27 protein-coding genes and 1 other annotated feature are annotated in these 26934 nt (G+C 40.5%); all 27 genes read right to left on the bottom strand.

Annotated features, from left to right (window positions below):
* Nucleotides 1-28: 28 nt before the first annotated feature.
* Nucleotides 29-163, bottom strand: a complete 135-nt coding sequence (locus N8L90_RS01550; RefSeq protein ID WP_000863859.1) for a DUF4044 domain-containing protein — start codon at nt 161-163, stop codon at nt 29-31.
* A 58-nt stretch (nt 164-221) separates the two neighbouring features.
* Nucleotides 222-398, bottom strand: a complete 177-nt coding sequence (locus tag N8L90_RS01545; RefSeq protein WP_261023938.1) for a PspC domain-containing protein — start codon at nt 396-398, stop codon at nt 222-224.
* A gap of 28 nt (nt 399-426) precedes the next feature.
* Nucleotides 427-1752, bottom strand: coding sequence for a glycosyltransferase family 4 protein (locus tag N8L90_RS01540; RefSeq protein ID WP_069288824.1), 1326 nt, complete (start codon nt 1750-1752; stop codon nt 427-429).
* Between the two features lie 15 nt (nt 1753-1767).
* Complete coding sequence (gene cpoA / locus N8L90_RS01535; RefSeq protein WP_050281568.1) at nt 1768-2811, bottom strand: alpha-galactosylglucosyldiacylglycerol synthase; 1044 nt, start codon at nt 2809-2811, stop codon at nt 1768-1770.
* A 115-nt stretch (nt 2812-2926) separates the two neighbouring features.
* Nucleotides 2927-3256 (bottom strand): metal-sulfur cluster assembly factor, encoded by a 330-nt coding sequence (locus N8L90_RS01530; protein WP_000331929.1) that lies wholly within the window; start codon nt 3254-3256, stop codon nt 2927-2929.
* Nucleotides 3257-3270: 14 nt separating this feature from the next.
* Nucleotides 3271-4380 (bottom strand): RNA polymerase sigma factor RpoD, encoded by a 1110-nt coding sequence (gene rpoD / locus N8L90_RS01525; protein ID WP_000201903.1) that lies wholly within the window; start codon nt 4378-4380, stop codon nt 3271-3273.
* A 2-nt stretch (nt 4381-4382) separates the two neighbouring features.
* Nucleotides 4383-6143, bottom strand: a complete 1761-nt coding sequence (gene dnaG, locus N8L90_RS01520; protein ID WP_261023899.1) for a DNA primase — start codon at nt 6141-6143, stop codon at nt 4383-4385.
* Nucleotides 6144-6339: 196 nt separating this feature from the next.
* Nucleotides 6340-7098 (bottom strand): ABC transporter ATP-binding protein, encoded by a 759-nt coding sequence (locus tag N8L90_RS01515; RefSeq protein WP_023942765.1) that lies wholly within the window; start codon nt 7096-7098, stop codon nt 6340-6342.
* Entirely contained in the window at nt 7095-7961 is an 867-nt protein-coding gene (locus N8L90_RS01510) for an ABC transporter permease (protein ID WP_031227680.1), read from the bottom strand. Before N8L90_RS01510 ends, N8L90_RS01515 begins: the two co-directional genes overlap by 4 nt.
* Nucleotides 7962-8036: 75 nt before the next feature.
* Nucleotides 8037-9032 carry a tryptophan ABC transporter substrate-binding protein gene (gene trpX, locus N8L90_RS01505; protein ID WP_004259575.1) on the bottom strand — a complete coding sequence of 332 codons (996 nt, stop codon included), beginning with the start codon at nt 9030-9032 and terminating at the stop codon, nt 8037-8039.
* Between the two features lie 265 nt (nt 9033-9297).
* Nucleotides 9298-9515, bottom strand: a binding site (T-box leader).
* A gap of 96 nt (nt 9516-9611) precedes the next feature.
* Nucleotides 9612-12308 (bottom strand): phosphoenolpyruvate carboxylase, encoded by a 2697-nt coding sequence (gene ppc, locus N8L90_RS01500; protein WP_261023898.1) that lies wholly within the window; start codon nt 12306-12308, stop codon nt 9612-9614.
* A 24-nt stretch (nt 12309-12332) separates the two neighbouring features.
* Nucleotides 12333-13556: a cell division peptidoglycan polymerase FtsW gene (gene ftsW / locus N8L90_RS01495; RefSeq protein ID WP_261023897.1), complete on the bottom strand. Its 1224-nt coding sequence runs from the start codon at nt 13554-13556 to the stop codon at nt 12333-12335.
* Between the two features lie 161 nt (nt 13557-13717).
* Nucleotides 13718-14656, bottom strand: a complete 939-nt coding sequence (gene prsA / locus N8L90_RS01490) for a peptidylprolyl isomerase PrsA (RefSeq protein WP_261023896.1) — start codon at nt 14654-14656, stop codon at nt 13718-13720.
* A 66-nt stretch (nt 14657-14722) separates the two neighbouring features.
* Nucleotides 14723-15436, bottom strand: a complete 714-nt coding sequence (locus tag N8L90_RS01485) for an O-methyltransferase (RefSeq protein WP_261023895.1) — start codon at nt 15434-15436, stop codon at nt 14723-14725.
* A 1-nt stretch (nt 15437) separates the two neighbouring features.
* Nucleotides 15438-17240: an oligoendopeptidase F gene (gene pepF, locus N8L90_RS01480; protein WP_261023894.1), complete on the bottom strand. Its 1803-nt coding sequence runs from the start codon at nt 17238-17240 to the stop codon at nt 15438-15440.
* Nucleotides 17241-17258: 18 nt separating this feature from the next.
* Nucleotides 17259-18212, bottom strand: coding sequence for a competence protein CoiA (locus N8L90_RS01475; RefSeq protein ID WP_261023893.1), 954 nt, complete (start codon nt 18210-18212; stop codon nt 17259-17261).
* Between the two features lie 75 nt (nt 18213-18287).
* Complete coding sequence (tehB, locus tag N8L90_RS01470) at nt 18288-19148, bottom strand: SAM-dependent methyltransferase TehB (protein WP_261023892.1); 861 nt, start codon at nt 19146-19148, stop codon at nt 18288-18290.
* Nucleotides 19149-19163: 15 nt separating this feature from the next.
* The gene (gene smpB / locus N8L90_RS01465; protein ID WP_261023891.1) at nt 19164-19631 is read right to left on the bottom strand and encodes an SsrA-binding protein SmpB; all 468 of its coding nucleotides are present in this window, start codon (nt 19629-19631) and stop codon (nt 19164-19166) included.
* A complete protein-coding gene (gene rnr, locus N8L90_RS01460) occupies nt 19594-21948 on the bottom strand; it encodes a ribonuclease R (protein ID WP_261023890.1) in 2355 nt (784 codons plus the stop codon). The genes smpB and rnr overlap by 38 nt, the downstream gene beginning before the upstream one ends.
* Before the next feature lie 100 nt (nt 21949-22048).
* Nucleotides 22049-22282, bottom strand: a complete 234-nt coding sequence (gene secG, locus N8L90_RS01455) for a preprotein translocase subunit SecG (RefSeq protein WP_000282517.1) — start codon at nt 22280-22282, stop codon at nt 22049-22051.
* A gap of 39 nt (nt 22283-22321) precedes the next feature.
* The gene (gene rpmG / locus N8L90_RS01450) at nt 22322-22471 is read right to left on the bottom strand and encodes a 50S ribosomal protein L33 (RefSeq protein WP_001809104.1); all 150 of its coding nucleotides are present in this window, start codon (nt 22469-22471) and stop codon (nt 22322-22324) included.
* The gene (locus N8L90_RS01445) at nt 22471-23670 is read right to left on the bottom strand and encodes a multidrug efflux MFS transporter PmrA (protein WP_261023889.1); all 1200 of its coding nucleotides are present in this window, start codon (nt 23668-23670) and stop codon (nt 22471-22473) included. Before N8L90_RS01445 ends, rpmG begins: the two co-directional genes overlap by 1 nt.
* Nucleotides 23657-24262 carry a dephospho-CoA kinase gene (gene coaE / locus N8L90_RS01440; protein WP_261023888.1) on the bottom strand — a complete coding sequence of 202 codons (606 nt, stop codon included), beginning with the start codon at nt 24260-24262 and terminating at the stop codon, nt 23657-23659. The genes N8L90_RS01445 and coaE overlap by 14 nt, the downstream gene beginning before the upstream one ends.
* Nucleotides 24262-25086 (bottom strand): DNA-formamidopyrimidine glycosylase, encoded by an 825-nt coding sequence (gene mutM / locus N8L90_RS01435; protein ID WP_001114504.1) that lies wholly within the window; start codon nt 25084-25086, stop codon nt 24262-24264. Before mutM ends, coaE begins: the two co-directional genes overlap by 1 nt.
* Nucleotides 25087-25134: 48 nt before the next feature.
* Complete coding sequence (gene era, locus N8L90_RS01430) at nt 25135-26034, bottom strand: GTPase Era (RefSeq protein ID WP_000143264.1); 900 nt, start codon at nt 26032-26034, stop codon at nt 25135-25137.
* A gap of 16 nt (nt 26035-26050) precedes the next feature.
* Nucleotides 26051-26446, bottom strand: coding sequence for a diacylglycerol kinase family protein (locus tag N8L90_RS01425; protein ID WP_000378157.1), 396 nt, complete (start codon nt 26444-26446; stop codon nt 26051-26053).
* Nucleotides 26427-26924, bottom strand: coding sequence for an rRNA maturation RNase YbeY (gene ybeY / locus N8L90_RS01420; protein ID WP_000275156.1), 498 nt, complete (start codon nt 26922-26924; stop codon nt 26427-26429). The genes N8L90_RS01425 and ybeY overlap by 20 nt, the downstream gene beginning before the upstream one ends.
* Between the last annotated feature and the right edge of the window lie 10 nt (nt 26925-26934).

Raw genomic sequence — 26934 nt, 5'->3', positions numbered from 1 at the left:
CCAGTCACAAAATTTTCTTGAATCTATTTTATAGATTACTGAGGGCACCAATAGCAGTTGCAAAAATTCCCAATAAACTTGCTACTAGCATGATAATCACGATAAACAAGGTTATTTTCTCAAACATAGTTTTTTTACGATTTCCATTATCTCCAAATGCCATTTTTATCTCCTTCGTTACATTCTATTTTCTATTATCTTAGCATGAATTGAGCTAGTTTTCAATAGTCAGTTGATACCGGTGCGATAATCCATAAAATGATATAAGCTACAACTCCTGCTCCATAACCAAAAGCAAGAACACCCCATATTACGCGAACAATAGTAGGATCCATATCAAAATAATGGGCTACCCAAGCACAAACACCAGCAATCTTTTTATCACGACCGCTTCTCATTAATTGTTTTTTCATACTGTTCCTCTTTCTATTCTTCATGGTCTTTCCAATAATCTCTTATGCTGATTAACTGTGCTTTTGAAGCCTTCAGCATACGTCTAGAGCCTTTTACGGGCACAGCAACCACCTTTTGCGGTAAATACAAAACTGTCTTAAAGATACGCTGGCTGACCGTATCATCTTTGGCTAAATCTTTCTGGAAGTTATTTGAAATAATGGCATCCAGATAAAACTCATGCACTCGTTTCCCAAAGTTTTCAGCTGAAATCTCGTACAACTTCTCTGATAAAGTATGCTCATTCATGTCTGGTGTTGCAATCAGGGCCTCCAGAATAGCTCCAGCCAAATCATGTTCACCGTAATACAAGGTTCCAAACATTTTATCACTGATCAGATTGTCCAGATAAGGATTTCCATGAGCAATGACAGGTGTTCCACTGGCTAAGCTTTCCAAGTAGGTCAAGCCTTGGGTTTCACTTGTCGATGCCGAGATGAAGAAATCCGCCGCCTTATAGTAAAGAGCTGTCTCACTAGGAGCAATCATCCCTGTAAAGACAACAGAGTCTTGAATCTCTAGTTTCTGGGCTTGCTCTTTGAGGTCATCCAGATAAGGACCATCCCCAGCTACCACCAGTTTAACCTTGTCTTCTTCTTTCAGAACTTCTGCAAAGGCTGCTAATACTGCTTGAATATTTTTTTCATAGGAAATTCTGGAAAGACTAAGCAACATCTTTTCATCATCTTGAATCCCTAGTTTAGTACGCAGTTCTGTCAAATTTTCCTGCTTGATTTCCGGACGCTCAAACTTAGCTAATTCAATCCCAGTTGGAATGACCCGTTTTTCCACCTTGACCTTATAGTCAGATAACAAGTCACGGACAATCTCACTCGGGCAAATAACCCCATCTACATCATGCAAGAAACCTCTAACCAAGTACTTGACCATACTCGGACGAATCAACATCCCCTTAGCAATATAGTGGACATAGTCTTCGTATTGAGTGTGATAGGTATGGATGACTGGAATCTTCAATTCACGCGCAATCCAAATCCCCAACAAGCCAAGAGAAAATTCTGTCTGGGTATGAATAATATCCAGCTGATATTGTTTAGCAATTTCCAGTGCTTTGCTGAAGCCTCGATAGGCAAAGCGGCGATCTTTAAAAGCAAAGAAGGGAACACTTGGAATGCGGATAATTTGCCAATCTTCATAACGATTGACATCCTTATCTGTCGTCGTAAAGATAAAAACAGCATGTCCCTGTTTTTCAAGTTCGGTTTTCAAGGTTCGAATACTGGTCGCAACACCTGAAACCTGAGGAAAATAGGTATCTGTAAATAAACCAATTCGCATAGATTACCTCACTTTTTACTTTCTCCCTAAAGCGGCTTGTTTCTCATAAAAGTCCAACCAGATTTGTAACAGATGCTCTTCTGAATATTCTCTGGAAATATTCTTAGCCTTTTCTTTGAGGTCTTTTAAGGCAGCAGGATTCACTTGATATTCCAGAATAGCTTCTTTCATCTCTTCTCTATCTGCTGTCGCCCGATAATTTCCCTCCAAAATCACCTTATAAAGATCCAAATCACGTAACATAATAGGAGCTTCACAACTAGCAGCCTCTAAAATCGTCATCGGAAAGAGCTCATTGTAACTAGGAAGCAAGAAAAGATCCGCTAGGGCATACAACTCGCGCATCCGCTCTGGCGATACAATACCTGGAAAAATCAAATTTTTAGGGGGATTCTCCATAATTTTCTTATAGCGTTCATAACCATCTGTCATGCCACCAAAAGAGAAACCACCAGCCCAGATAAAGGTAATCTGCGGCAATTCCTCAGCCAGACGGATAAAATCGTCAATCCCTTTGCGCTTCTGAACTTGACCAGCACCTACTACGATAAACTGATTGTCACTAAGACCTAGCTCTGTACGCAGTCTCGCTACCTCTTCCTGTGGAAGAGGATGCCATTTTTCCTTGTTTACAAAGTTAGGAATATAAGTCACTTTTTCACGTGGAATACCAGCTGCGACCAAATCCTCGATAAACATAGGATTAACAACAACCAAGTGCTCCATCCGATTGTAAAAAGAAAATACATAGCGTTTCACAATTCCCTTTAAGAAAAATGGAATTTTCAAACTTCCCTCAAGTGTATCAGGTAAGAAATGCACATAGCCAATTTTCCTTCCTGAGCGTTTCTTTTGAAATGTTGATAAATAATAGGGAAAATCAATTGTATGAAAGTGAGTCACATCTGCCTCTATTGGAAGATTTTCTGTAACAATCAATTGATCCTTTGCATCTCGGTGAAGAAGACGAACTAATTCACGGTAAGCGCCCGAAACTCCTTGCCCTGCTACTTTCTCACTTGAACTCAACATATTGATGCGTAATTTCTTTTTTTCCATAACTACTATTATATCATTTTCTTTGAATAAAATCAGCAAAAGAAAGGAGAGACTAGAGGAAAAGAGGGGGAAATTTCCTCGCTTTTCCAATAATCTCTCACATGCTTTTATATGTTTACTTAATACCTAGGGCAATGCGTGCATAGCGACTCATTTTTTCAACTGTCCAGGCTGGATACCAAACTAATTTGACCTCAGTATCCGTTACTTCTGGCACCTCTGTCATGGCATCATAAATCTGGTCCGTCAAAAGGTCTGCTAGGGGACAACCCATGGTTGTCAAAGTCATATCAATCTCTGTTTGTCCTGTGTCGCCGTCAAAACGAATCTCATAGATTAAACCAAGATTGACAATATCGATTCCCAACTCAGGGTCGATAACTTCTTCCAAGGCTGTTAAAATCCGTGTTTTGATATTTTCAATTTGTTCTTCTGTATAAGCCATATTCATCCTCACTCTTAGTCTTCAATAAAATCACGAAGCGGTTTGCTACGACTTGGTTGGCGTAGTTTTCTCAAAGCCTTTGCTTCAATCTGACGGATACGCTCACGAGTTACGTTAAAGACTTTCCCCACATCTTCAAGAGTGCGCATTTTCCCATCATCTAACCCAAAACGTAGACGCAAAACATTTTCTTCACGGTCTGTAAGAGTATCCAAGACCTCATCCAACTGCTCACGCAAGACGATACGAGTTGTATAATCCACTGGATTTTCAATCACTTCATCTTCGATAAAGTCCCCAAGGTGACTATCATCCTCTTCACCGATTGGAGTTTCAAGGGATACCGGTTCTTGAGCAATCTTCAAGATTTCACGAACCTTATCAGGTGTCATATCCATACGTTCAGCGATTTGTTCTGGTGTTGGATCTTGTCCCAATTCTTGAAGGAGATTACGCTGTTCACGAACCAATTTATTGATGGTTTCAACCATGTGAACTGGGATACGAATGGTACGAGCTTGATCCGCAATAGCACGAGTGATTGCCTGACGAATCCACCAAGTTGCGTAAGTTGAGAACTTAAATCCTTTAGAATAGTCAAACTTGTCAACCGCCTTCATCAAGCCCATGTTCCCTTCTTGAATCAAGTCAAGGAACTGCATACCACGGCCGACATAGCGTTTAGCAATAGAAACAACCAAACGAAGGTTGGCTTCCGCAAGACGTTGTTTGGCTTCGATATCGCCAGCTTCCACTGCTAGTGCTAATTCTTTTTCCTCTTCATTGGTCAAGAGAGGAACGACCCCAATTTCTTTCAAGTACATACGGACAGGGTCATTAACCTTTGCAGAAGTTGAACCAATCAAGTCCTCATCGCTGAGTTCTGGTTCTTCTTCAGTGCTAAGAACACGCGCACTCGGATTTCCTTCGTTATCTGTGATAGAAATCCCTGCGTCCTGAATTCGTTGCAAGAGGTCTTCAATCCCATCAGCATCCAAGGTAAAAGGAATCACCAGACTAGCATTGATTTCATCATCTGTTGCTGTCCCTTTTTGCTTATGATTACGGATAAATTCTGCTACTTGTACGTCAAATGTTGTTACTTCTTTTTGTTTTGTTGCCATTATTACTCCATTCTTCTCTTTTGGGAAATTAAACGTTCCAATTCTTCTAAGGCTGTGTCGATATCTCCTACATGGCTAGCTTCCTGCACCTTCTTTTTGATTCTCATATTATCCTGATTCAAGAGAGCCTTGTTTCGAGTCATTTCTACTTCACTAAGTTCCTGAGGTGACATCTCAGCAGGTAAATCCTGAGCTAAAACTTGGTACCAAGCTCTTTCAACTTCCTCTGTCTGTTCTGCTAGAACTTCTGGAGGAAGATTTCCATACTGGCCAAGCAAGTCATATAAAACCTGAAATTCAGGTGTATCAAATGAAAAGTCTTCTCGCAAACGGTAATCATTCAAAATAAGGGGAGATTCCATCATTCGATAAAGTAGATGGGCTTCTGCCCTCATAATAGCCGATAACTGCTTGGTAACAGGCATAGTGATTTGCGTCGGTCTGGAAATTCCTTCCATGCGATTCTGCCTTTGTGCCTGACGGCTTTCATTAACAATCTGCTCAATCTGGGCATAATCAAAGGATGCCAGACTGTCAGCTAAAATATGAATATAGCTGTTTTGAGCAGTGATAGACTTTTCTTGAACAATCAAGGGAGCTATTTTTTCAATAAACTCAATCTGAGCCTGCAAATTTTCACTATTTTCAGGCTTATACTGGTGAATGTAGAACTCAATCGGACTAATACGAGTTTTCGTTAATAGATAGGCCAAGTCTTCTGGACCATTTTTTTGTAGATATTCATCTGGATCCAAGTTATCAGGCATGCTGACGATTTGCACAGGCATATCACCAATTTCGTCCAGCGCTTTCAATGTCGCAGCTTGCCCAGCCTTATCGCCATCGTAAACAAGAACCAACTTCTTAGTTAGCCTTTTCAGATGCTCAACATGCTCACGACTCAAGGCCGTTCCCATGGATGCCACAGCGTTTTCGATTCCAGTCCGATAGGCTGCAATGACATCCATGAATCCTTCCATCAGGTAAATCTCACTGGTTTTACCAGAAGATTTTTTTGCCCTATCCATATGATATAATTCGTAACTTTTGTTAAAAATTGCAGTCGATCGGCTATTTTTATACTTAGAAGTTTGTGAATCCGTTTTCTGCCAGATACGACCTGAGAAGGCAATAACCTTTCCTTGGTCATTTGTTAAGGGAAACATAATGCGATTGTGAAAGGTGTCTACAAATTGATTGGCATCTGAAAGATAAAACAGTCCTGAATCTAGAAAATCCTCTTCACGATACTGGCCAGACAAACGTTGATAGAGATAGTTTCGTTCTGGAGGTGCTAAACCAATCCGAAAATGTTTGAGCACTTCATCTGTCAAACCGCGCTGATAGAGGTAGTTTCTGGCCTCTTCCCCCATAGTCGTTGTCATGAGAATAGCATGGTAAAATTTTGCTGCATCTTCGTGCATATCATAAAGAGCTTGGTGAGGCGAAACTGGCTTTTGTTCACTATAAAGCGGTTTTTCAACCTCAATTCCAACACGCTGACCTAAGATTTGGACAGCTTCCATAAAGGGAACACCCTGGTACTCCTCAATGAACTTAAATACATCACCCGAGCGACCACAACCAAAACAGTGGTAAAACTGCTTGTCCTCTACAACGTTGAAAGAAGGTGTTTTTTCACCATGAAAAGGACAGAGCCCTAGATAGTTCCGTCCTGCCTTTTGTAAAGAAATCACATCTCCTATGACTTCCACAATGTTGGCATTGTTTTTGATTTCTTCAATGACTTGTTTGTCAACCATACACAATACCTCCATCTTATCATAGTTTCACGTAAACTAGTATAGCTTATTTCTGAAAAAAAGTAAACCATTTCATACGCTTTCCGTAATTATCTTTGCCTTATTTTTCTAGATAGAAAAGAAAGTTAAAAAACTCAGAAACACTTTAATGCTTCTAAGTTTTTCTTCTCTATTTTTTGATTAAAATAAAGTTCATCTATTCAAACAATTGATAGTAGTCTGAGATTTTCATCTTAGCTTTTTCTTCATTATTAAGATCTTGAATTATACGACCTTCCTTCATGACAATCAGACGGTTTCCGTACTTCAACGCATCCTCCATATGGTGGGTAATCATCAAGGCTGTCAGCTGATCTTTCTTGACAAATTCATCTGTCAACTCCATGAGTGCGACACTTGTCTTTGGATCAAGGGCCGCAGTATGCTCATCTAACAAGAGTAATTCAGGTCGCTTCAAGGTTGCCATCAAGAGACTCAAAGCCTGTCTTTGCCCACCTGACAAGAACTCAATCGGTGTATTCAAGTGTTTCTCAAGACCATTTCCTACTTTTTCAATGGTTGCCTGAAACTCATCCTTATAGCTCGTCAAGCGTCGTGGTAACAATCCACGCTTTTCACCACGAAACTTGGCAATCAAGAGATTCTCTGCCACTGTCATACGAGGAGCTGTCCCCATCTTTGGATCTTGGAAGACACGAGACAGATACTTAGCGCGCTTCTCTGGTGAAAACTTGGTAACATCTTCACCTAAAATACGGATGGTTCCACTGGTTAGTGATAAGGTTCCTGCAATAGTATTAAAGAGAGTTGATTTCCCAGCACCATTTCCACCTAAAATCGTGATGAAATCCTGTTCAAAAATTTCTAAGGAAACATCGTTTAAAATAATCTTTTCTTCATCAAAGCCATTTTTAACGACTTTGGTTGCATTGTTTAATTCTACAATTGCTGTCATTTGCTTAACTTGGTTCCTTTCAAGATTGTTTGCTTAAATGTTGGAATCATGAGGCAGACTGCTAAAATCACGGCGCTGTACAAACGAAGGTAACTTGTATTAAAGCCAAGCGCAATAACTGCCCACACTAAGAATTGGTAAGCGATAGAACCTACAACGATGGTAACCAGACGTTCTGCCAAGCTCAAACTCTTGAAGATAACTTCTCCAATAATCAAACTTGCAAGACCTACAACGATAACCCCGATTCCTCGAGATACATCGGCATAACCTTCTTGCTGAGCAATAAGAGCACCTGCAAGGGCAATCACACCATTTGATAAGACCAAGCCCATAAGCTCCATGCGTCCAGTATGAATCCCGAAACTTCTAGCCATATCAGGATTGTCACCTGTAGCAATATAGGCCTGTCCGAGTTTAGTGTCCAAGAAAAAGAGCATGAGAGCAATAACAATACTAACAAAGATGAGACCTGTAAAGAGTTGGTTCAAATCCGAATCAAAAGGCAAGGCATCCTGGATTTGTTTGGTTCCAAGCAAGCCTAAATTCGCACGTCCCATAATCAAGAGCATGATAGAGTGACAAGAAGTCATCACCAAAATCCCTGAGAGTAAGGTTGGAATCTTCCCTTTTGTATAAAGAAGTCCTGCTGCCATTCCAGCTAAACAACCAGCTCCAACAGCAATAAGAGTTGCTAAAAAGGGATTCACGCCTTTCGTTATCAGAGTGACAGCAACAGCTCCCCCAAGCGGGAAGGAACCCTCTGTCGTCATATCTGGAAAGTTCAAAATCCTAAATGTCATAAAGATTCCCAGACCTAAAATAGCCCAGACAAATCCTTGAGAAATAATAGATAATATCATCTGTTTCTTAACCTTTTCTATATGATTTCTATTGTAAAAAATTGGAGGAGATGTCCCCAACTCCTCCATTACAGATTATTCGATCACTTGCCCTGCTTCTTTTAGAACAGATTCAGGAATCGTAATACCTAGTTCTTGTGCCAACTTTTTGTTAATTACTGATTTACCAGTTGAAAAGACATTGACTGGAGTATCAGCTGGTTTTGCACCTTTCAAGACTTGCGCAATCATTTTACCAGTTGCCACACCAAGGTCGTGTTGGTCAACTACAACTGATGCCAAACCACCTGCTTCTACCATGGCAGTCGCACTTGGGTAGATTGGTTTTTTAGCTGATTGGTTGCTTGATACAACTGTTGAAAAAGCTGATGCAATGGTGTTATCAATTGGAACCCAGATAGCATCGACCTTGCTAGTCATAACATTAACTGTTGAAGCAATTTCATTTGTTGAAGGAACTGCAAATGTTTCCACTGTCAAACCTGCTTTTTCAGCATAAGCCTTAAATTCTTCAACTTGAGTTTTTGAATTGTCTTCGCTACTTGAGTAAAGAGCTCCGATTGTTTTCACATTTGGTGTCAAAGCTTTGATGAGTTCAACTTGTTGTTGAGCTGGATTGTGGTCAGATACCCCTGTAATGTTGCCACCTGGTTTTTTCAAATCTTTGACCAAGTTAGCACCGATTGGGTCTGTAATAGCAGCCATGATAACCGGTAGGTCTTTTGTTGCACTAGCCAAACCTTGAGCAGCTGGTGTTGCAATACCAACCACAAGGTCATTCCCATTTGCAACCAATTGTTTACTCATTGTCGCAACCTTACTTTGGTCACCTTCTGAGTTCATAAAGTCAATCTTCAACTGGTCATCTTTATAACCTTCTTCTGCAAGTCCATCTTGAATCCCTTTATAAATCAAGTCAAGAGATGGATGGCTCACAAACTGAAGAACACCAACTTTGGCAACTTTCTTCTCATTCTTAGCTTCTGGTTTATTCATTGAAGAGTAAATCAAGCTTCCTGCTACTAAGACTGCTAATGCAGCGATAATTCCAATTAAACGTTTATTTTTCATTCTATTTCTCCTTTTTTATTCCTTTTAAATACTTCACTTATCTAATACTCTTCGAAAATCTCTTCAAACCACGTCAGCTTAACCTTGCCGTAGGTATATGATACTGACTCTGTCAGTTCTATCCACAACCTCAAAACAGTGTTTTGAGCAGCCTGCGGCTAGCTTCCTAGTTTGTACTTTGATTTTCATTGAGTATAAACAAGCGACGCCATCGTTTTCTTTCCATACTAGCCTCCATCAAAAAAGTCCTCACACAAAAAACTTGTGTGAGGACGTCAATGCGCGGTACCACCTCAATTATAGGGAATTTCCCTATCGCTCTGTCTCGCAATAACGAGATGCACTGTAAGGTGTGCTCACCGAATTTTTATGATTTCAAATTCTAAATAACATTCAGCCCAATTTTCATCATCATCACTTATCTGTTTTCAGCTACCACAGACTCTCTAAAAAGTTTGTATGATTACTTTTCTGAATGGTTAAATTATATCATTTTTCAACTACTTGTCAAGACTCTTTTAGCATTTTTTTGAACTATTCAAAAACTTCCCCTATGGAAAAGAGGAAGCTTGATAGGTATCAGCCTGAATTACGCAATCCTGTCGCAATTCCGTTGATGGTTGTATGGATTAATTTTTCTTGATCGCTAGATAATTCTCCTCGGCGTTGACGTTTAATCAACTCCAACTGGATATAGTTGAGAATATTAAAGTAAGGCATACGATAATCCAAACTTGCTTTTAGATATGGATTTTCAGCCAAGAGTTCATCATAACCTTCGATAGCCAAGATAACTTCCTTGGTAACTTGCCATTCATTTAGAATAGTCTCATAGATTGCTTTTACTTCTTCATCTTCACAAAGTTTGGCATATTCAAAAGCAATATTCATATTTGATTTTGACAAGACCATGTCTACATTTGAAAGAAGTGACTGGAAGAAAGGCCAATTTTGGTACATATCTCGTAGGATAGCGATATTTTCTGGATTTTTATCAATAAATTCTTTGAAACTTGATCCGACACCATACCAGCCAGGGAACATGACACGGCTTTGTGACCATGAGAATACCCAAGGGATAGCTCGCAAACCACCGATTTCAGTAATCGTCTTACGAGCGGCTGGACGAGAACCAATATTAAAGCTTGAAATAGCCTTGATTGGGCTTGACTCGAAGAAATAATCATAGAAATGCTCATTACCAAAGACCAAATCACGGTAGATATCATAACTACGGTCCACCACTTGATCCATAATGGCTTCATAACGATTTGAGGTGTTGGTATCGCTCTTCTTCTGCGTAATCATACGGTTAATGGCCGCTGAAACAAGCATTTCAAGGTTATAGTAAGCTGCGTCTTTGTTACCGTATTTATTCCCAATTACTTCACCCTGCTCCGTCAAGCGGATACGATCCTTGATAGACTTGAGCGGTTGAGATGTGATGGCTTCATAGGTTGGTCCACCACCACGACCGACAGTACCACCACGGCCATGGAAGAAGGTAACCTTAACACCAAATTCATCTCCAATAGCAGTCAGTTGTTGTTGAGCTTTGTAGAGGGTCCAACATGATGATAGATAGCCACCATCTTTATTACTGTCAGAGTAGCCAAGCATGATTTCTTGGTAGTTATTACGTGAAGCAATCCATTTCTTAGCAAGAGGAAGAGAAAGATATTCTCTCATGGTTTCTTCTGAGTGGTCCAAGTCCTCGATTGTTTCAAAAAGAGGAACAATTTGGACACGGGCTCTTTCTTTATCAACTAACCCTACTTCTTTTAGCAAGATAGCCAATTCCAACATGTCTGATACGCTGGTTGCATGTGAAATGATAGTCTGACGAATAACATCATCTCCCAACTTATCTTTCAACTTACGAGCAGCCTTAAAGATTGCTAATTCTTTTTCAAGTAACTCTGATTTTTCAACGTGAGTGGCAGAAAGAATACGTGGATCTTCTTCTAATTCTTTCAAAAGAAGCTGGCATTTTTCTTCTTCACTTAATTCACTATAATGAGAATGAATACCTGCTGATTTCAAGAGTTCTGCTACACAGGCCTCATGAACACTAGAATCTTGACGCATGTCAATAGATGCCAAATAGAAACCAAAAATTTCAACTGCCTGAATTAACTCAACAAAATCACCAGAAATCAGTGCTTCACCCTTATTTTCCAAGAGGGAATCACGAATAGTAATTAAATCCTTATAAAAATCATTGGCCGTTTCATAGCGAGCCCCAACTTCCTTATCCTCAATCAGATAGGTTTTTGTTGCTTGGATTTTTGATTGAATATCAAACAAGGCACGGCGGTAAAGCTCTTTTTCACGGTAAATAGAGTTATCCTTAGATTGACGAGCCATTTCTCTGACTTGCTTGCTGACATTGACAATACTGGTTGAGAGAGAGAATTCACGATAAAGTTGGTAAATCTTTTCATCATAGTAGTTCATGATGACTTCACACTGAGTCATAGCAGATTGTTTCAAGGTATCTGCTGTAACAAAAGGATTCCCATCACGGTCTCCACCAATCCACATTCCCATGGTAATTGGTTTAGGATGTTTCAACTCCAGTCCATGTTTTTTAGCCAGACGCTTGTACTCAGCAGTCAAATGAGGAACTGCCTTCAGAAATGAACTATTGTAGTATTCCATAACATTCGTGATTTCATTGGTTACTTTCAATTTCTTTTCACGAATCATATCTGTCTGCATGATAATCTCAATGTAACGACGGAGATCATTATGCCATTTTTCCTTATTAATCAAGCCTAATTTCACATCACGATACTTACGCAAGAGGGTGTGGATATGGTTAGTCAAATCCAACATACTCTTACGTTGCACTTGTGTTGGATGCGCTGTCAAAACAGGGACAACATTCAAGTGTTCAAGAATTTCAACCGCATTTTCTTTTTCTGCAACCATTTTGATTGTTGCTGACAACTTACCAAGATAATCTTGATCAATATTATTTTGGTGGTTGATTTCATAAGCTAAATCCACATCTTCTGAAATATTAATCAAGAGGGGCAAGATAGAGAAATAGCGTGAAATATAAGCCATTTCATCATTTGACAGACTAGTAACCAATTGGTTCAAGCCTTGATAATCTTCTTGAGTTGACAATTCTTTCAACTGCATGATTTTTTCAAAAGTCTCTGGGGCAAGCATATTTTTAGTGATATCTTCTAACAATTCTGTTAAAATCAATACTTCTTCTTGCACGACAGCTTTATTACTATAGTTTTCTAATTTTTGAAGAGACATAGGTAATCCTTTCCACTATCAGCTCTACATATAGTTTGAGGAGTGAGCTTCTAACTCCTCATACAATTGAGCACGCTTTTCACTTGCATCAATATTTAAGACAAAGGCGATGGCTACAGACAAGACCAGAAGACTATTCCCTCCTTGCGATAAGAAAGGAAAGGTTACTCCTGTCGAGGGAATAATACCAGAAATTCCACCGATATTGACAAACACCTGGATCAACATCATCCCCCCAACCCCAATCGCCATCATGGAATTAAAGGGATTCTTAGCACGAATTCCGACTAGGATAATTCGTAAAATTAGGAAAAAAACAAGTGCTAAAATCAAGCCGGCTCCTACAAATCCAAATTCTTCGATGACAATTGAAAATACAAAATCTGTATGGGCCTCTGGTAAATAGCCACGTTTTTCAATTGAATTTCCTAAACCTAGACCAAACCAACCACCATTTACCATGGCAAAGTAGGAATTTGCAAGTTGGTGGCCTGCTCCTGCCAAATCGGCAAAGGGATTAAAATAGGCACTGAAACGCTTGGCAACGTAACCAAATACTGGAACTTTTGAAAACTTATCAACCCCTATAAAAGAAATCAGTGATAAGGATAGGGCAGAAACTCCCACCAAAATTCCCAAAAAGGCAATAAACCATCTATAAGCGATACCACTAATCGTATACATAATCAAGGCAACCAAAGCTAAAATAGAAGCATTCCCCAAATCTGGGAAAATAGCAAGGCTCCCAATCAGTACAAAGAGAACAAAGCGCCAGTCATTAAATGAACGAGGAAGCCACTGATTCTGTGTCAAAACTTGAAAATCATAAATAGCTATATCCTCTTGTTGTTTGGAAAATTTATTTGCTAGATACCAAATAATAATAATTTTCAAGTATTCGGCTGGCTGAATGGTCAAAGGTCCTACAGAAATCCAGCCATAGGCTCCATTGACAGGAATACCAATTATCCGAGCCAAGGCTAATAGAATCAGCTCAACGAACATAACGATAAATAGAAGACGTTCGTTTCTTAAAAAATTCAGTTTCAACTTATATATCAAGGCAATCAGTATCAAACTAAATATCCAAAATAGTCCCTGACTTCGGACCAATTGCAGTGCACTTTGGCCTTCTTGAATTAAAATAGCACTGGTTGTCGAATAAACCACAATCAAGCCCAAAATAGATAAAAGTAAGTAAGGAACTAGAATAGAATAATTTAATAGGTGCCTTTTACTAATCTTCATAGTATCACCAATCTAATGAGAACAACACAATTGCTTCCCAAATTCCGTTTGTTTTCTAGTTTTGATTGCTATTATACCATTTTTTCCGAAAGAAAAAAACTCTTATCCATCAGATAGACCATTTTTGTCATAAGAAAAAGAGCACTTGGCCCTTTTCTGTTTTATTCTTTTGATGAACTGCTTGAGCTTGAATCTCCACCACCGATATATTGAGTGAAAATATTTTGGAAGGCTTGATCCTTAACCTTGATGTTGGCTGCTTGCAGTTCTTTTCCGATAATGCTTTGAACAAATGTTGAATCATTTTGTTTTTGAGTCAAGATAACAGTTTTTAATTTTTCTTTGTAGTCATCAATATTAGATGATTTTTCTGTTTTCTTAATGAGTTTTACAATGTAATATTGGCTACTGTAGGCTTGTGTACCAGTTGCTGTGATCACATCAGAAATGCCATTTACATCTAAAGCGAAAGCGGCTTTTTTAACTTGTTCTGGTACTTCTGTTGAAGCAGAATCAAAGGTGATTTCTCCACCATTCGCTTTAGTTTTCTCATCCGTTGAGTTATCTTTAGCCAATTGAGCAAAGTCCGCATCACTTGCTTTGGCTTTTTCAAGAATTTCTTTAGCCTTGTCTTCATTGTCCAAACGGATGATTTGAGCCGTTACATCTGGAGTGTATTCGTCAAAGGCCTTCTTATAAGCATCATCTGTCAATTCAGCTTCTGCTGCCTTCTTAACTGCCAACTCAACTAATTTACTTGTACGAATTTGAGCTTTACGTGTTTCAAGAGTCATACCTGCTTGTGACAAGACACGTTGGTAGTTCTCACCATATTGTTTTTCTTCTTCGGCAATAGTATCGTTGACTTCTTTGTCATCTACTTCTGAGCCATATTGCTTCTCAAATACTTTTTGGATGGTCAAGTTCAACAAGACTTGTTGGGCTGAAGGATTGCTTTTCACTTGCTCATAAAATTGATGTTCTGTGATAACATCTCCTTTCATGCTGATAAGGTCTGCCCCTTCTGAACCTTTCGAACAAGCTGCTAAAGTTGCTACTGATAATAGTGTAATGGCTCCTGCCAATAATTTTTTCTTCATGTCTACTCCTTTGAGATAAGTGTTACCCTATCTATTTTACTATATTTTCTTAAATTTTTCTGAAAATCATTCGCTGTCAGGCAATTGAACATCTGCTACATTTTTACGAAGCATGAGAATGCCGTCCCCCAGAGGTACTAATGTTGCGGTGAGTCCTGGATTGTCTAAAGTTGCATCAAATAGTCTTTGAAGGCCTCGATAAATGGTTCGCTGGCCACGACGGACTTCCATAATATCCTTAGCAACATCACCACCTTGGAAAATATCATCCAAGACAACCACTCCTCCAACGTCCAAATGTTTGAGGATTTCTGGCAAAAAGACGATATATTTAGACTTAGCAGAATCCATAAAGACGAAATCATAGGATTCTGTCAGGGTAGATAAGACATCTACCGCATCTCCCTCTAGAAGCATGATTTGCTTGCGACTGTCAAACTGGGCAAAATTTTCCTTGGCAAAACCAATCATTTCTGGATTGCGATCAATGGTTGTAATCTTTGCATTCGGTGCATGTTCAGCCATCAAAAGGGCTGAAAAACCGATAGCCGTCCCAATTTCCAGTATATTTTTAGGTTGTATGGTTTCCATGAGAAAACGGAAATAAGCAACCGTTTCATGGGGAATAATGGGAATATTTTCCTTGCGAGCAAAGTCTTCCAATTCTTTCAAAGATCCTGTGACTTGCTTTTGACGCTGACGCATCAAGTCTACAATTTCTTCCTTGACGACAGGGCGACGCATGTTATGGTTGGCATTCTTACTATATGATTCAACCATCTTATGCCAATCCCAATTTTTCAACAAGGGCTTCAAACTCATTCAAACGACGTTCAAAGACTGCAAAAGCATCGTTGAGATAGTCTTCCTTCTCCATATCAACACCAGCTTTTCTCATGACATTAAGTGGATAGTCAGACTTACCTGCCTTGAGGTAGTCGATATAGCGGTCACGGTCTTCTTGACTACCATGAACAATCTTTTCAGCCAAGGCTGAGGCTGCTGCAAAGCCTGTTGAATATTGGTATACATAGTAGTTATAGTAGAAGTGTGGAATGCGTGCCCACTCGTATTGGATTTCAGGATTGTCTTCCTTACTCAAACCATAATACTCTTGGTTCAAGTCTGCGTAGAGATTATTTAAGAAATCGCTTGTCAAGACTTCACCATTTTGATCCGCTTGGTGAATCGCGTGTTCAAACTCAGCAAATTGAGTTTGGCGGAAAACTGTTCCACGGAAACCGTCTAGGAAGTTATTGAGAATAGCAAAGCGCGTTGCATCATCTTCCACTTCTTCCAATAATTTCTCCGTCAAGATATTTTCATTGGTAGTTGAGGCAATCTCAGCCAAGAAGATAGAATAATCTCCGTAAACATAAGGCTGAGTCTCGCGAGTATAGCTAGAATGCATACTGTGACCAGTCTCATGGACAAGGGTAAAGAGATTGTCTAGATTGTCCTGCCAGTTGAGGAGCATAAAGGCATTTGTATCGTAAGAACCACCAGAGTAGGCCCCTGAACGCTTGCCTTGATTTTCATAAACATCAATCCAACGCTCACTGAAGGCACGTTTAACACGGCTCAAGTAATCCTCACCCAAGACTGCCAAGGCATCTTCTGCCTTTTTCAAGGCTTCTTGGTAGGTAAAACTGTATTCAACAGATGAAAGCGGTGTGTAGACATCGTACATCTTGAGGTCTGAAATCCCCAAGATTTTTGAACGAAGTTCAAGGTAACGATGCAAGAGTGGCAAATGCTTACGAACTGCTGCTACCAAATTGTCATAAACACTCTCTGGAACAAAATTTACTGCGAGAGCTGCATGACGAGCACTCTTGTAGTTGCGAACTTTTGCACGATAGTTTTGAACTTTAACATTTGTTTGCAAGGTTTTAGCATAAGTATGTTGGAATTGCTCATAAGTTGCATAAAGAGCTTGATAAGCACCACGACGCACCTCACGATTTTTAGACTCCATCAAACGTGTGTAAGTCCCATGAGAGAGCTGCACTTCCTTACCATCATCGTCGAGGACATAAGGGAACACAATATCCGCATTGTCCAAGATAGCGAAAGTTTCACTTGCCGAACCAAAGATTTCTCCAGCGCCAGCCAATAATTCTTCTTCACGTTGTGAAAGAACGTGATCCTTGCCTTGCAAAAGCTTGTCAAAATAGTGTTGATAAACCTTCAATTTTGGTTGAGCTTCTAAAAAGTCAGCATACTGCTTTTCACTAATTTCCATAAATTCAGGTTCATAGAATGAAAAGGCTTGGTCTAGCTGGCTATAGAGAGTCATGGCCTTAGCATAGTACTCTTGATACTTGGCTTCACGTGTGTCCTGGTCATTTTTCATATGAGCATAAACGTAAAGCTTCTCCATCTGGCGTTCCATTTCAAGAGAAAATTCAGTAATTTCGAGTAGGCTATCCGCATTATCCAAGAGATGGCCTTCATACTGGGCTACTGTCTCCAATTTTTCTGTTAAATCTTTTAAGGCTTCTTCCCAAGCCTGGTCAGTTGGGTAGATCGTTGATAGATCCCATGTATCTTTTTCATTTATTTCATGTCTTTGTAATACCATTAGATTCCTCCATCCTTTTTATTCTACCATATTTTTTAAGAAATATTGCTGATAAAAGGCTGGTGGATAGAGCTTTTGCCAATCATTTTGAGGATTTTCTTGATAATAGGTTTGAAAATACTGATAATAGCGAGTCAAATCTTGCTCAATTTGACAAAACTCACCTACTAATGGTCGAATTTGTGGATACCATTCTTTTAGCCCATAAGTCAGGAGATTTTCTCCCTTTTGATAGGCTTCTGCTTGTGCTTTCATCCAAATGGGATTTTGATAAAACAGTTGTTGCCGGATATAGCGACAGATGTCCTTATCCTGAGAAACACTAAAACTAGATATTTTTTGTTTCTTATAGGGAAAACGTAATATCTCCAGTAGACTACCGTGACCATAGGGAAATTCCTTAATCTGATAATGGAGTTTACCTCGAAGATCTTGGTGAATCAGGTATTTGAGTCTTAAAACTTGTTTTTCTTTGTCTAATTCCCAAACATAAAAGCCCATATTTTGACTGAAGTAGAGAAAACCTTGTTGTAGACGAGTCAAGCGATCTTTGAGCCACAGTTTTTGACCTAGCAACCACAGTACTTTGTAACCCTGAATACGGTAACCCTCACTGCGCTCTTTAAGAACTTTTTGAGGCAAGGAGCTACACTGAACCTCTAGAGCTAGATTGCCATTTACAAATACATCCGCAATCTGTTTAAGCTCTGGAAGGGGGTATTCTAATTGAACCTCTGCCTCTGTTTTCAACCAGTGATAGAGGACTTCCTTATTGGACAGGTGTTCTGGGCTTTCATTTTCAGAGGAATAATCACAGTCTTTTAAAGATTTATGTGCAAAATGGGTCCGGACACTTGGTCCTTGACGCAAACGGAGCTGACCTCCACAAGCTGGGCAGGTGTATTCTTCCTTCTCAAACTTATCCTCTAACACATTTACCAGCTGCCCCCTAGCATCTCTAGCAACAAACATGATTTCCCTCCTTTTTCTATATTATTCGTAAAAAAAGAAAAAAAGATCAGGAAATTTCCTAATCTTCATTCACGCTTATTTGATTTTTTTAGCTAGCATGGTCGCAAAGCGTAGTTGAATACGATTGCCATTCTCATCGCGACGGTGAAGATGGCCAGGATTTTCATTGTACTTAACCAATTCCCAGTCCTTGTAATAGTCTGCCAATTCTCCTTCTTTAAAGGTAAATGGGAAGTTAACAGAGCAAGGGTAATCTTCCGTGTCCATGGCACAGACGATAAGGTTGTAGCCACCAATACTAGTTTGCTCCTGCATATTTTGAATAATAGCTGGAATACGGTCTGCTTGTAGAAACATGAGAACAACAGTTGATACGATAAAATCATACTCTTGCCCAATGCTGGCTGAATTGATATCGTAGAGACCAACAGGCATATCCAGGTCTTCCTGCTCCACAATGCTTTGCAAGATTTCAAGGGCCAATTCATTTTGATCCACAGCTGTCACATCAAAATCATTCTGTGCAAGAAAGAGAGAGTTACGGCCCTGACCACAGCCCAAATCCAAGGCTTTCCCCGGTTTTACTGTCTGCATTGCCCCTAGGACCTCTGAATGAACCGGATTGGTATTGTATTTTTTAGGGAAATAATCCTCAGGTTTACAATAAAATTCCAAATACCATTCTACATCGTCTGTTACAGCCTCCACTCGGTGCCAAGCTTGTGGTTGTGCCATTGGATTGTCAGCCCCCGCTTCAAAGAGATGTTCAGCTAGAACCTCGCCATCCTCTGTTAATTCAATAAACTTGAGAGTTCCTTTTAAAACAGTAATCTTGCCCCAAGTCCCCACCTTGGTATTGTGTTTCTTCTGAACAGCCTCTGGCATGGTTTCTTTAGTCCACAAAGGCATACGTTTATAAGCAACTAGTTTTTCCATCTTCATTTCCTCTTTTTATCGCTGATTAACAGCTTTCATCACGCGCGCAATATCGCGATTCTGCTCACGACGTTTGATTGACTCCCGTTTATCATAGTCATGCTTACCTTTAGCTAGGCCTAAAAGGAGCTTGGCATAGCCATCTTTGATATAGACTTTTAGGGGAACCAGTGTCATTCCTGTTCCTTTGGTCTCTTGTTCTAATTTTTGGATTTGTTTCTTATGGAGCAGGAGTTTACGACGACGCTCTGGTTCTTGGTTCCAGATATTGCCCTCTTCGTAAGGAGCGATATGAACATTGCTCAGCCAGACTTCTCCATTTTTTACTTGGGCAAATCCATCCTTGAGATTGATTCGAGCTGCTCGTACACTCTTGATTTCAGTTCCTGTCAGGACCATCCCTGCCTCTACCGTATCTACGATTGTATAGTCGTGACGCGCCTTTTTATTTTGTGCGACGACCTTTCCCTCGCCCTTTGCCATGCTTGGCTCCTTTCTTAGCTACTTCCTTGTAAAAAGGTTTCTTGCCCTTTTTCTTCTTGTCTTTTTGTGAATGCTTGCGCTTATCATTTGAGCGTCCTGATTTTCTCTTGTCTTCCTTCTTATCTGAACGACGACTGGAACCACGCCCTCTGTCACTACGATTAGACTGTTTCAAGCCTTTTTCAATCACATCAAACTCACTTGGAATATAAGAGAAGTCGATTTCACCAGTCATCTTATCCGCTCTTTCAACTCGGATACGGATTTGCTGACCTACACGGAAGGTTGTTCCTGATTTCTCTCCACGAAGAGTCAAATCACGTTCATTGAAATGATAAAATTCAGGTAGATTAGTGATGTGAATCAAGCCTTCAACTGTGTTTGGCAATTCGACAAAGAGACCGAATTTGACGATACTTGATACAACAGCATCGTACTCTTCACCCACGTATTCTTCCATATACTCAGCCTTTTTCATGGCTTCGACTTCACGCTCTGCCTCAATGGCACGACGTTCACGGTTGGAAGACTGGGTCGCAATCTCTGGAATTACTTGTTCAAAATGCTCTGCTATTTCCTTAGAACGGCCGTAATCACGAATCATACGGTGAACAAGAAGGTCTGGATAACGACGAATCGGGCTAGTGAAGTGAGTATAATAGTCAGCAGCTAGTCCATAGTGGCCGTGATTGTGCTCTGAATAGCGAGCCTGTTGCATGGAGCGAAGAAGCATCATGGACAATACATCTGCATAAGGTTCTCCCTCAACAGCACGCATGATGTCTTGGAGAGCCTCCTGGCTAATCTCACTAGCAGTCCCATAAATGCGCAAGCCAAAACTCGAAGCATAATCAATAAACTTCTGAACCTTTTCAGCCTTTGGCTCCTCGTGAATTCGATAGATGAAAGGTAAATCCAGATTGCTGAAATGTTCGGCAACTGTTTCATTAGCCATCAACATGAAGGACTCAATCATACGCTCGGCAACACCACGCTGACGAAGAACGATATCAACAGGCTTACCTTGCTTATCCACTAAAATCTTCGCTTCATTGGTATCAAAATTAAGGGCACCACGTTTCACACGCATGTTTTCTAGAATTTCATGGAGCTTGGCCATGAGTTCGATACTTGGAACAATTTTCTTATATTCTTGTCTCTTCTCCTCGTCACCTGCTAGGATATCATTGACATCGCTATAGGTCATACGGAAACTTGTCTTGATAACCGTTTGTGTAATAGTGTAATTAACCACACGACCATGTTTATCAATCTCCATAATGGCAGATTGGGTCAGGCGGTCAACTTGAGGATTGAGAGAACAGATGCCATTAGACAGTCGTTCTGGAATCATTGGAACCACACGGTCTGTCACATAGACAGAAGTCGCACGGTTAAGGGCTTCCTTGTCAAGGGCAGAACCCTCGGTCACATAGTAGGAAACGTCTGCTATGTGAACTCCAAGCTCCAGATTGCCATTTTTCAAAGCCTTAATATGCACCGCATCGTCCAAGTCCTTGGCGTCAGCGCCGTCAATGGTAAAGGTAATCTCATCTCTTAGATCCAGACGGCCTTCCATATCCTTTTGTGATGGAGCATCAGGCACACTTTCTGCTTCCTTGATAACAGCTTCTGGAAACTCGGATACAATGTCCATTGATTCCAAGACCTCAAGAACATCAATTCCGACATCCGTTGAATGCCCCACCACATCGAGAACACTTGCGACAAAGAAATCATGTTTCTTGCTTGGGTATTTATCGATAAAGACCTTGAGAACTTCGGTTCCCTCCAGTTTAAGGGCTGGTTTCTTAACATAAATCGGTTGACTGATTTTCTGATTTTTCGAACGGATGTAACCAGCATACTTAGGTTTTTCCTGTTTGAGAACGATTTGGCCGACAACTGTTGTCAAGCTGTGTTCTAATATATCAATAATTTTGGCTTCTGCTGCTGTTCCCTTATTGCGGTCAGCGACTTTCTTAATCACGACCTCGACGGTATCACCATCAATAGCGTAGTTGACATCGTTTTTCCCTACAAAAAGGTCGTCCTCCTCGCCTTCCAGACTAACAAAACCAAAGCCATTTTTATGGGCATGAAAAATCCCCTTGAGAGTAATCTCATGTTTTTTCTTAGCTTCCAAGGTCAGACTGCCATCTTCTTCAAAGCGAATCTGGTGCTTTCTTTCCATTAGGGACAAGGTTTTAATCAACTCACGAAAATCCTTGGACCCATCTTTTCCCAAAGCCTGAGCCAAGTCATTGACCGTCACCTTTCCCTTATCTTGCAAATATTCTTTTATTCTATCTTTCATATTTTCTTTCTAGATTTTTAATTTTCTTTTACTGTAAAACCTTCTCAAATATCTTTTAAAAATAAAAACAGGCAAAGACCTAGTCCTGCCCATTATTTTCTTATCTACTTGATAATACCGTCAATGCTAAGGCAATGGCTAGCCAGAAAAAGACTAAAATCCCTGTCAAACGCTGCATTACAGCTTCAAAACCGCGTGCTTTACTGCGTTCAAACAAATCACCTGAGCTGGCATCAAATACATTGCTGGATTGGTTTTTGGTTGGTTGCATGAAAATCGCAATCACAATCACAACAGATAATACTAATAAAATGGTTAATAATAGGTTATACATATCAAACTCCTTAAAATCCCTATTATTTTACCATAAAATCTACTTAGATTCAAGATGTAGGGTTACTTTTCTTTCCTTGGGACAATACTTTAAAACCTCGATCTTGTCTGGATGAGTTTTTGAATTTTTACTGGTTAGGTAATTGATACTGCCACAAGAGGAGCATTTGAGATTAATTTTTACTCGCACTAGATTTCCTTTACTTTTAATAATGTTCGAAATTGAAGCAGGTTAAAGAGACAACTAAAGGCAACACAAAGGCTTGTCGCATAAAAGACTGCATGGTAGCCAAATTGACCTGCTACTGCAGAACCTACCATAGGCCCAACGACACCTCCCAGATAAAAGAATACCTGATTAAAGGCAAAGACCCTCGAAATACCAGCTTTGGGTGTCATCTTACTGAGAAGGGCATTAACTCCAGGAATCAGGGCACCGGTCCCCAAGCCAAAGAGGAAACGATAAAGTCCTAGTTGAAGGGGGCTAGAGGCATTGGCGCAGAGGAGATAGATGATGACTGAATAAAACTGGGCTACAACCAAGAGGCGATGATTCCCCACCTTGTCACCTAGCTTGCCCATGACTCCTGCACTCATCATGCTGGAAAAGCCCATACTGGACACAATCAAACCAGAGACAAAAAGAAGATTCTCTGTCTGCCCTAAGTCACGTACATAAAGAGCTAAAATAGGGCCGATTGATTGGGCTGAAAATTGGATAACAAAACTGGTTAGAAAGAGGTTGACTAAGAGATAGGGATATTTAACTGATGTAAATAATTCCTTTGTTGGGATAGTCTTTTCCTTGGCTACTGGTTGAAAGTCTTCCTTGATAAAGCAAATAGTCAAAACAGCGGCTAAGAACAGAAAACTACCAACCAGTAAAAAGACAGTACGAATGCCAAATAATTCTGCGATAAAGCCACCGATAAAAGGACCAGTTAAAGTACCTGCAACTACGCCAGTAGACAAAGTTCCGAGAGCAGAGCCTGATTTCTCCTTGGGAACCTGACTAGCTATCAAGGCTGTGGCGTTAGGAACAAAACCTGCAAATACACCATTTAATAAACGAAGAAAGATTAACCAATAAATATTTGGCACAAAAGCCAAGCCTCCCATAGTAATGGTCATGGCCAGACCAGCACGAATCATCATGGGTTTTCGACCGTATTTATCAGCAAGAATACCCCAGATAGGAGAAAAGAGCGCAGCCGAAATAGCAGAGACAGAAATTGCTAAGCCTGCATAAAAAGCGACTTGCTCACTCCCTACACCGAGATTTTCCACAAAGATAGGCATAAAGGGCACAACCAAAGAAATACTGGCTCCAGTTAGAAAATTACCAAACCAGGCAATGCGCAGATTATCCTTCCAGTTAATCTCTGTCATCTTCACTACCTCCCTCAAGCAGGGAGAACACCTGAGTAAGAAGCTGGTCCTGATTTCCATTGTTGTCAAGAATATGGCTGGCTAAATCTTTCTTTTTTTCTAAAGGCCACTGGGCTGCCAGACGAGATTCAGCTTCATCTTTGGACAAGTGGTCCCTTTTCATTAAGCGTTCTACTTGGACATCTCGGTCCACATAGACCAACCAAGTCTCATCAAACCAAGCGCTGTAGTCCTGCTCAAAAAGCAGGGGAATATCCATGAAAAAAATCTCTCCTGTCTGAGCCAACTGGTCTCTCAAAGTAGCCAACTCTTCACGAATAATCTCTCCTTGGATTTGCTTAGACCATTCCTGTTCTTCAGTATTTGAAAAGATAAGACTAGCAAGGAGAGGGCGATTAAGTTCTCCGTTTTCAAGGATGATTTCTTGCCCAAAATGCTGTACTAGAGCCTCAAACAGACGACCACCAGGTCTCTGTAGTTGGTGGACAACCGCGTCGGCATCCACCACTTGAAAGCCTTGCTTTCTTAGAAAATTTGTCACGGTTGACTTACCAGAGGCAATTCCTCCTGTGATTCCAATGATTTTTCCCATCAGTCCCTCCTTTGACAGTTTGGACAAAAGTGGGTGCCTCGTCCGCCTAGTTGGATTTTCTCAATGATGGTGCCGCAACGCGAACATTCTTGACCAGCCTTGTCATAGACCTGATGAAAATCTTGCATAGTTCCATCTTCCCCAAAGGCATTGGTATAGGTCCGAATGGTGGAGCCGCCTTTTTCAACAGCCTGACTCAAAACAGCAATGGTCTGGTCATGAATGGCAGTCGCTTCTTCTGCTGTCAAGGTCTGGGAAGGTCTAGCTGGATGAACCTGAGCTCGCCAGAGAACCTCATCCACATAGATATTGCCAAGTCCAGCTACCAAGGTCTGGTCTAGGAGATGGGATTTGATAGGCTTTTTGGACTTGGCAAGGGCAGCTTGAAAGACCTGTAAATCAAAGTCTTGTTTGCTTGGTTCAGGACCTAATTTTTTAGAAATAAAGTAGGCATCTAAAAGGTCAGGAGCCAAGAGTTCCATAGTACCAAACTTGCGAACATCCTCATAAACAAGCGTGCCACCATCCTCAAATTGGAAGAAAACATGGGCATGCTTGCGTTCAGGAACCTGGTCCGGATAGTAAAAATACTTGCCCTCCATCCGCAAATGGGAAATCAAGACCTTGTCTGTCAGGTAAAAAAGCAAATACTTGCCCCGACGTTCCATTGACTCAATAATCTGACCAGGCACTTCCTTTTGAAATTCGTCCAAATCCGTCTTAATCATCTTGGGATAGCGAATTTCTATACTCGAAATCTTCTTTCCCAAAATCAATTTTTCCAAGCCACGTCGAATGGTTTCAACCTCAGGTAATTCAGGCATAAGTCCTCCTTCTGTAAAAACAAGAAGCAGGCATGAGCCCACCTCTACTTAGTATTCTTTTTCATTATAGCCAAAGTCAGCCAAATCTAGCTTTTTATCGCGCCAGTTTTTCTTGACCTTGACCCAGGTTTCTAGGAAGACCTTATCTCCTAGCATGAGTTCGATATCACGACGGGCCATACTACCGATTTTCTTAAGCATAGCGCCACCTTTACCGATGATAATCCCTTTTTGGCTATCGCGCTCGACCATAATAGTTGCACGAATATGAACCTTGTCTGTTTCTTCGTCTCGCTTCATAGAATCCACAACTACTGCGACAGAGTGCGGAATCTCTTCACGAGTTAGGTGCAAGACTTTCTCGCGAACCATTTCTGAAACCAAGAAACGCTCTGGATGGTCTGTGATTTGATCAGACGGGAAATATTGGAAACCTTCATCTAGATTTTCACTCAAAATATCCACTAGACGAGAGACGTTATTTCCTTGAAGGGCTGAGATTGGTACAATTTCCTTAAAGTCCATTTGGTTACGGAAATCATCAATCTGAGACAAGAGCTGGTCTGGATGGACCTTATCGATTTTATTCACCACCAAAATCACTGGAACCTTAGCAGCCTTGAGACGCTCGATAATCATATCGTCCCCCTTACCACGCGCTTCATCAGCAGGCACCATAAAAAGGACGGTATCCACTTCACGAAGGGTACTATAGGCAGATTCGACCATGAAATCTCCGAGAGCTGTTTTAGGTTTGTGAATCCCTGGTGTGTCGATAAAGACAATTTGCTCCTTATCGGTCGTGTAAATTCCCATGATTTTATTGCGCGTTGTCTGCGCCTTGTCACTCATGATGGCAATCTTTTGCCCCATAACGTGATTTAAAAAAGTTGACTTCCCAACATTGGGACGTCCTAAAATGGCTACAAAGCCTGATTTAAAAGTCATAATTTCCTCTTGCTATTTAAAATAATAAATCCCAGATTCGTGGGAGAAAAATCAATGCGCCTGTTAAGGCTGCGAAAAGAGAGACCACTAATACCGCACCAGCCGCCATATCCTTGGCATTTTTAGCCAGCATGGAAAAGTGATAGTGACTGGCCAAATCCACCACATTTTCAATAGCAGAATTGATAATTTCAAAAGCTACTACCAAGAAAATGCTCAATAGGAGAAAGAGCCATTCGATTCGTGACACCTGAAAAACAAAACCTGCAAGGATGACTACTAGAGCCGTCACGGCATGTTTTCGCATATTTCGTTCTTCCTTGATGGCAGTAAAAATTCCTGTGATGGCAAATTCTAAACTAGATATCAGGTCACGATTTTTCCATTTTCGTTTATTGTCTTGTGAGTCCATAGGCTGTCAAAATTTCTTCTTGTAAACCGAACATCTCCGCTTCTTCTTCCGGAGTGTAGTGATCATAGCCGTTGATATGTAAAAAGCCGTGTACTGCCAAGAAGCCCATCTCACGCTCAAAGCTATGGCCATATTCCTCGGCCTGCTCATGTGCCTTATCGATAGAGATGAACAATTCCCCAATATAGGCATCAAACTCAGACATCATCTCTGCCAATTCTGGATTTTCAAGTAAATCCTCTTCGTCAAAGGCAATTTCCAATTCTGGTTTATACTCAAGGCTGATGACATCTGTCGGACGGTCTGTGTCACGGTACTCCAGATTGAGTTCATGACTACGCTCATTGGTCACAAAAGTGACTGCCATCTCCTTGTCTTCTTTTCCTAATTTTTGGGCTGCAAATTCCAAAATTTCTTGGGTTTGTTGCAACATTTCTTTTGAAACTTGACCAGTTTCATCTACCATTTCAATATACATGTGCTTCTCG

This window comes from Streptococcus mitis (assembly GCF_946190115.1).
GTDB classification, from domain to species: domain Bacteria; phylum Bacillota; class Bacilli; order Lactobacillales; family Streptococcaceae; genus Streptococcus; species Streptococcus mitis_CO.
Note: the sequence above shows the minus strand (reverse complement) of the source record. Positions and strands in the feature narration are given on the sequence as shown.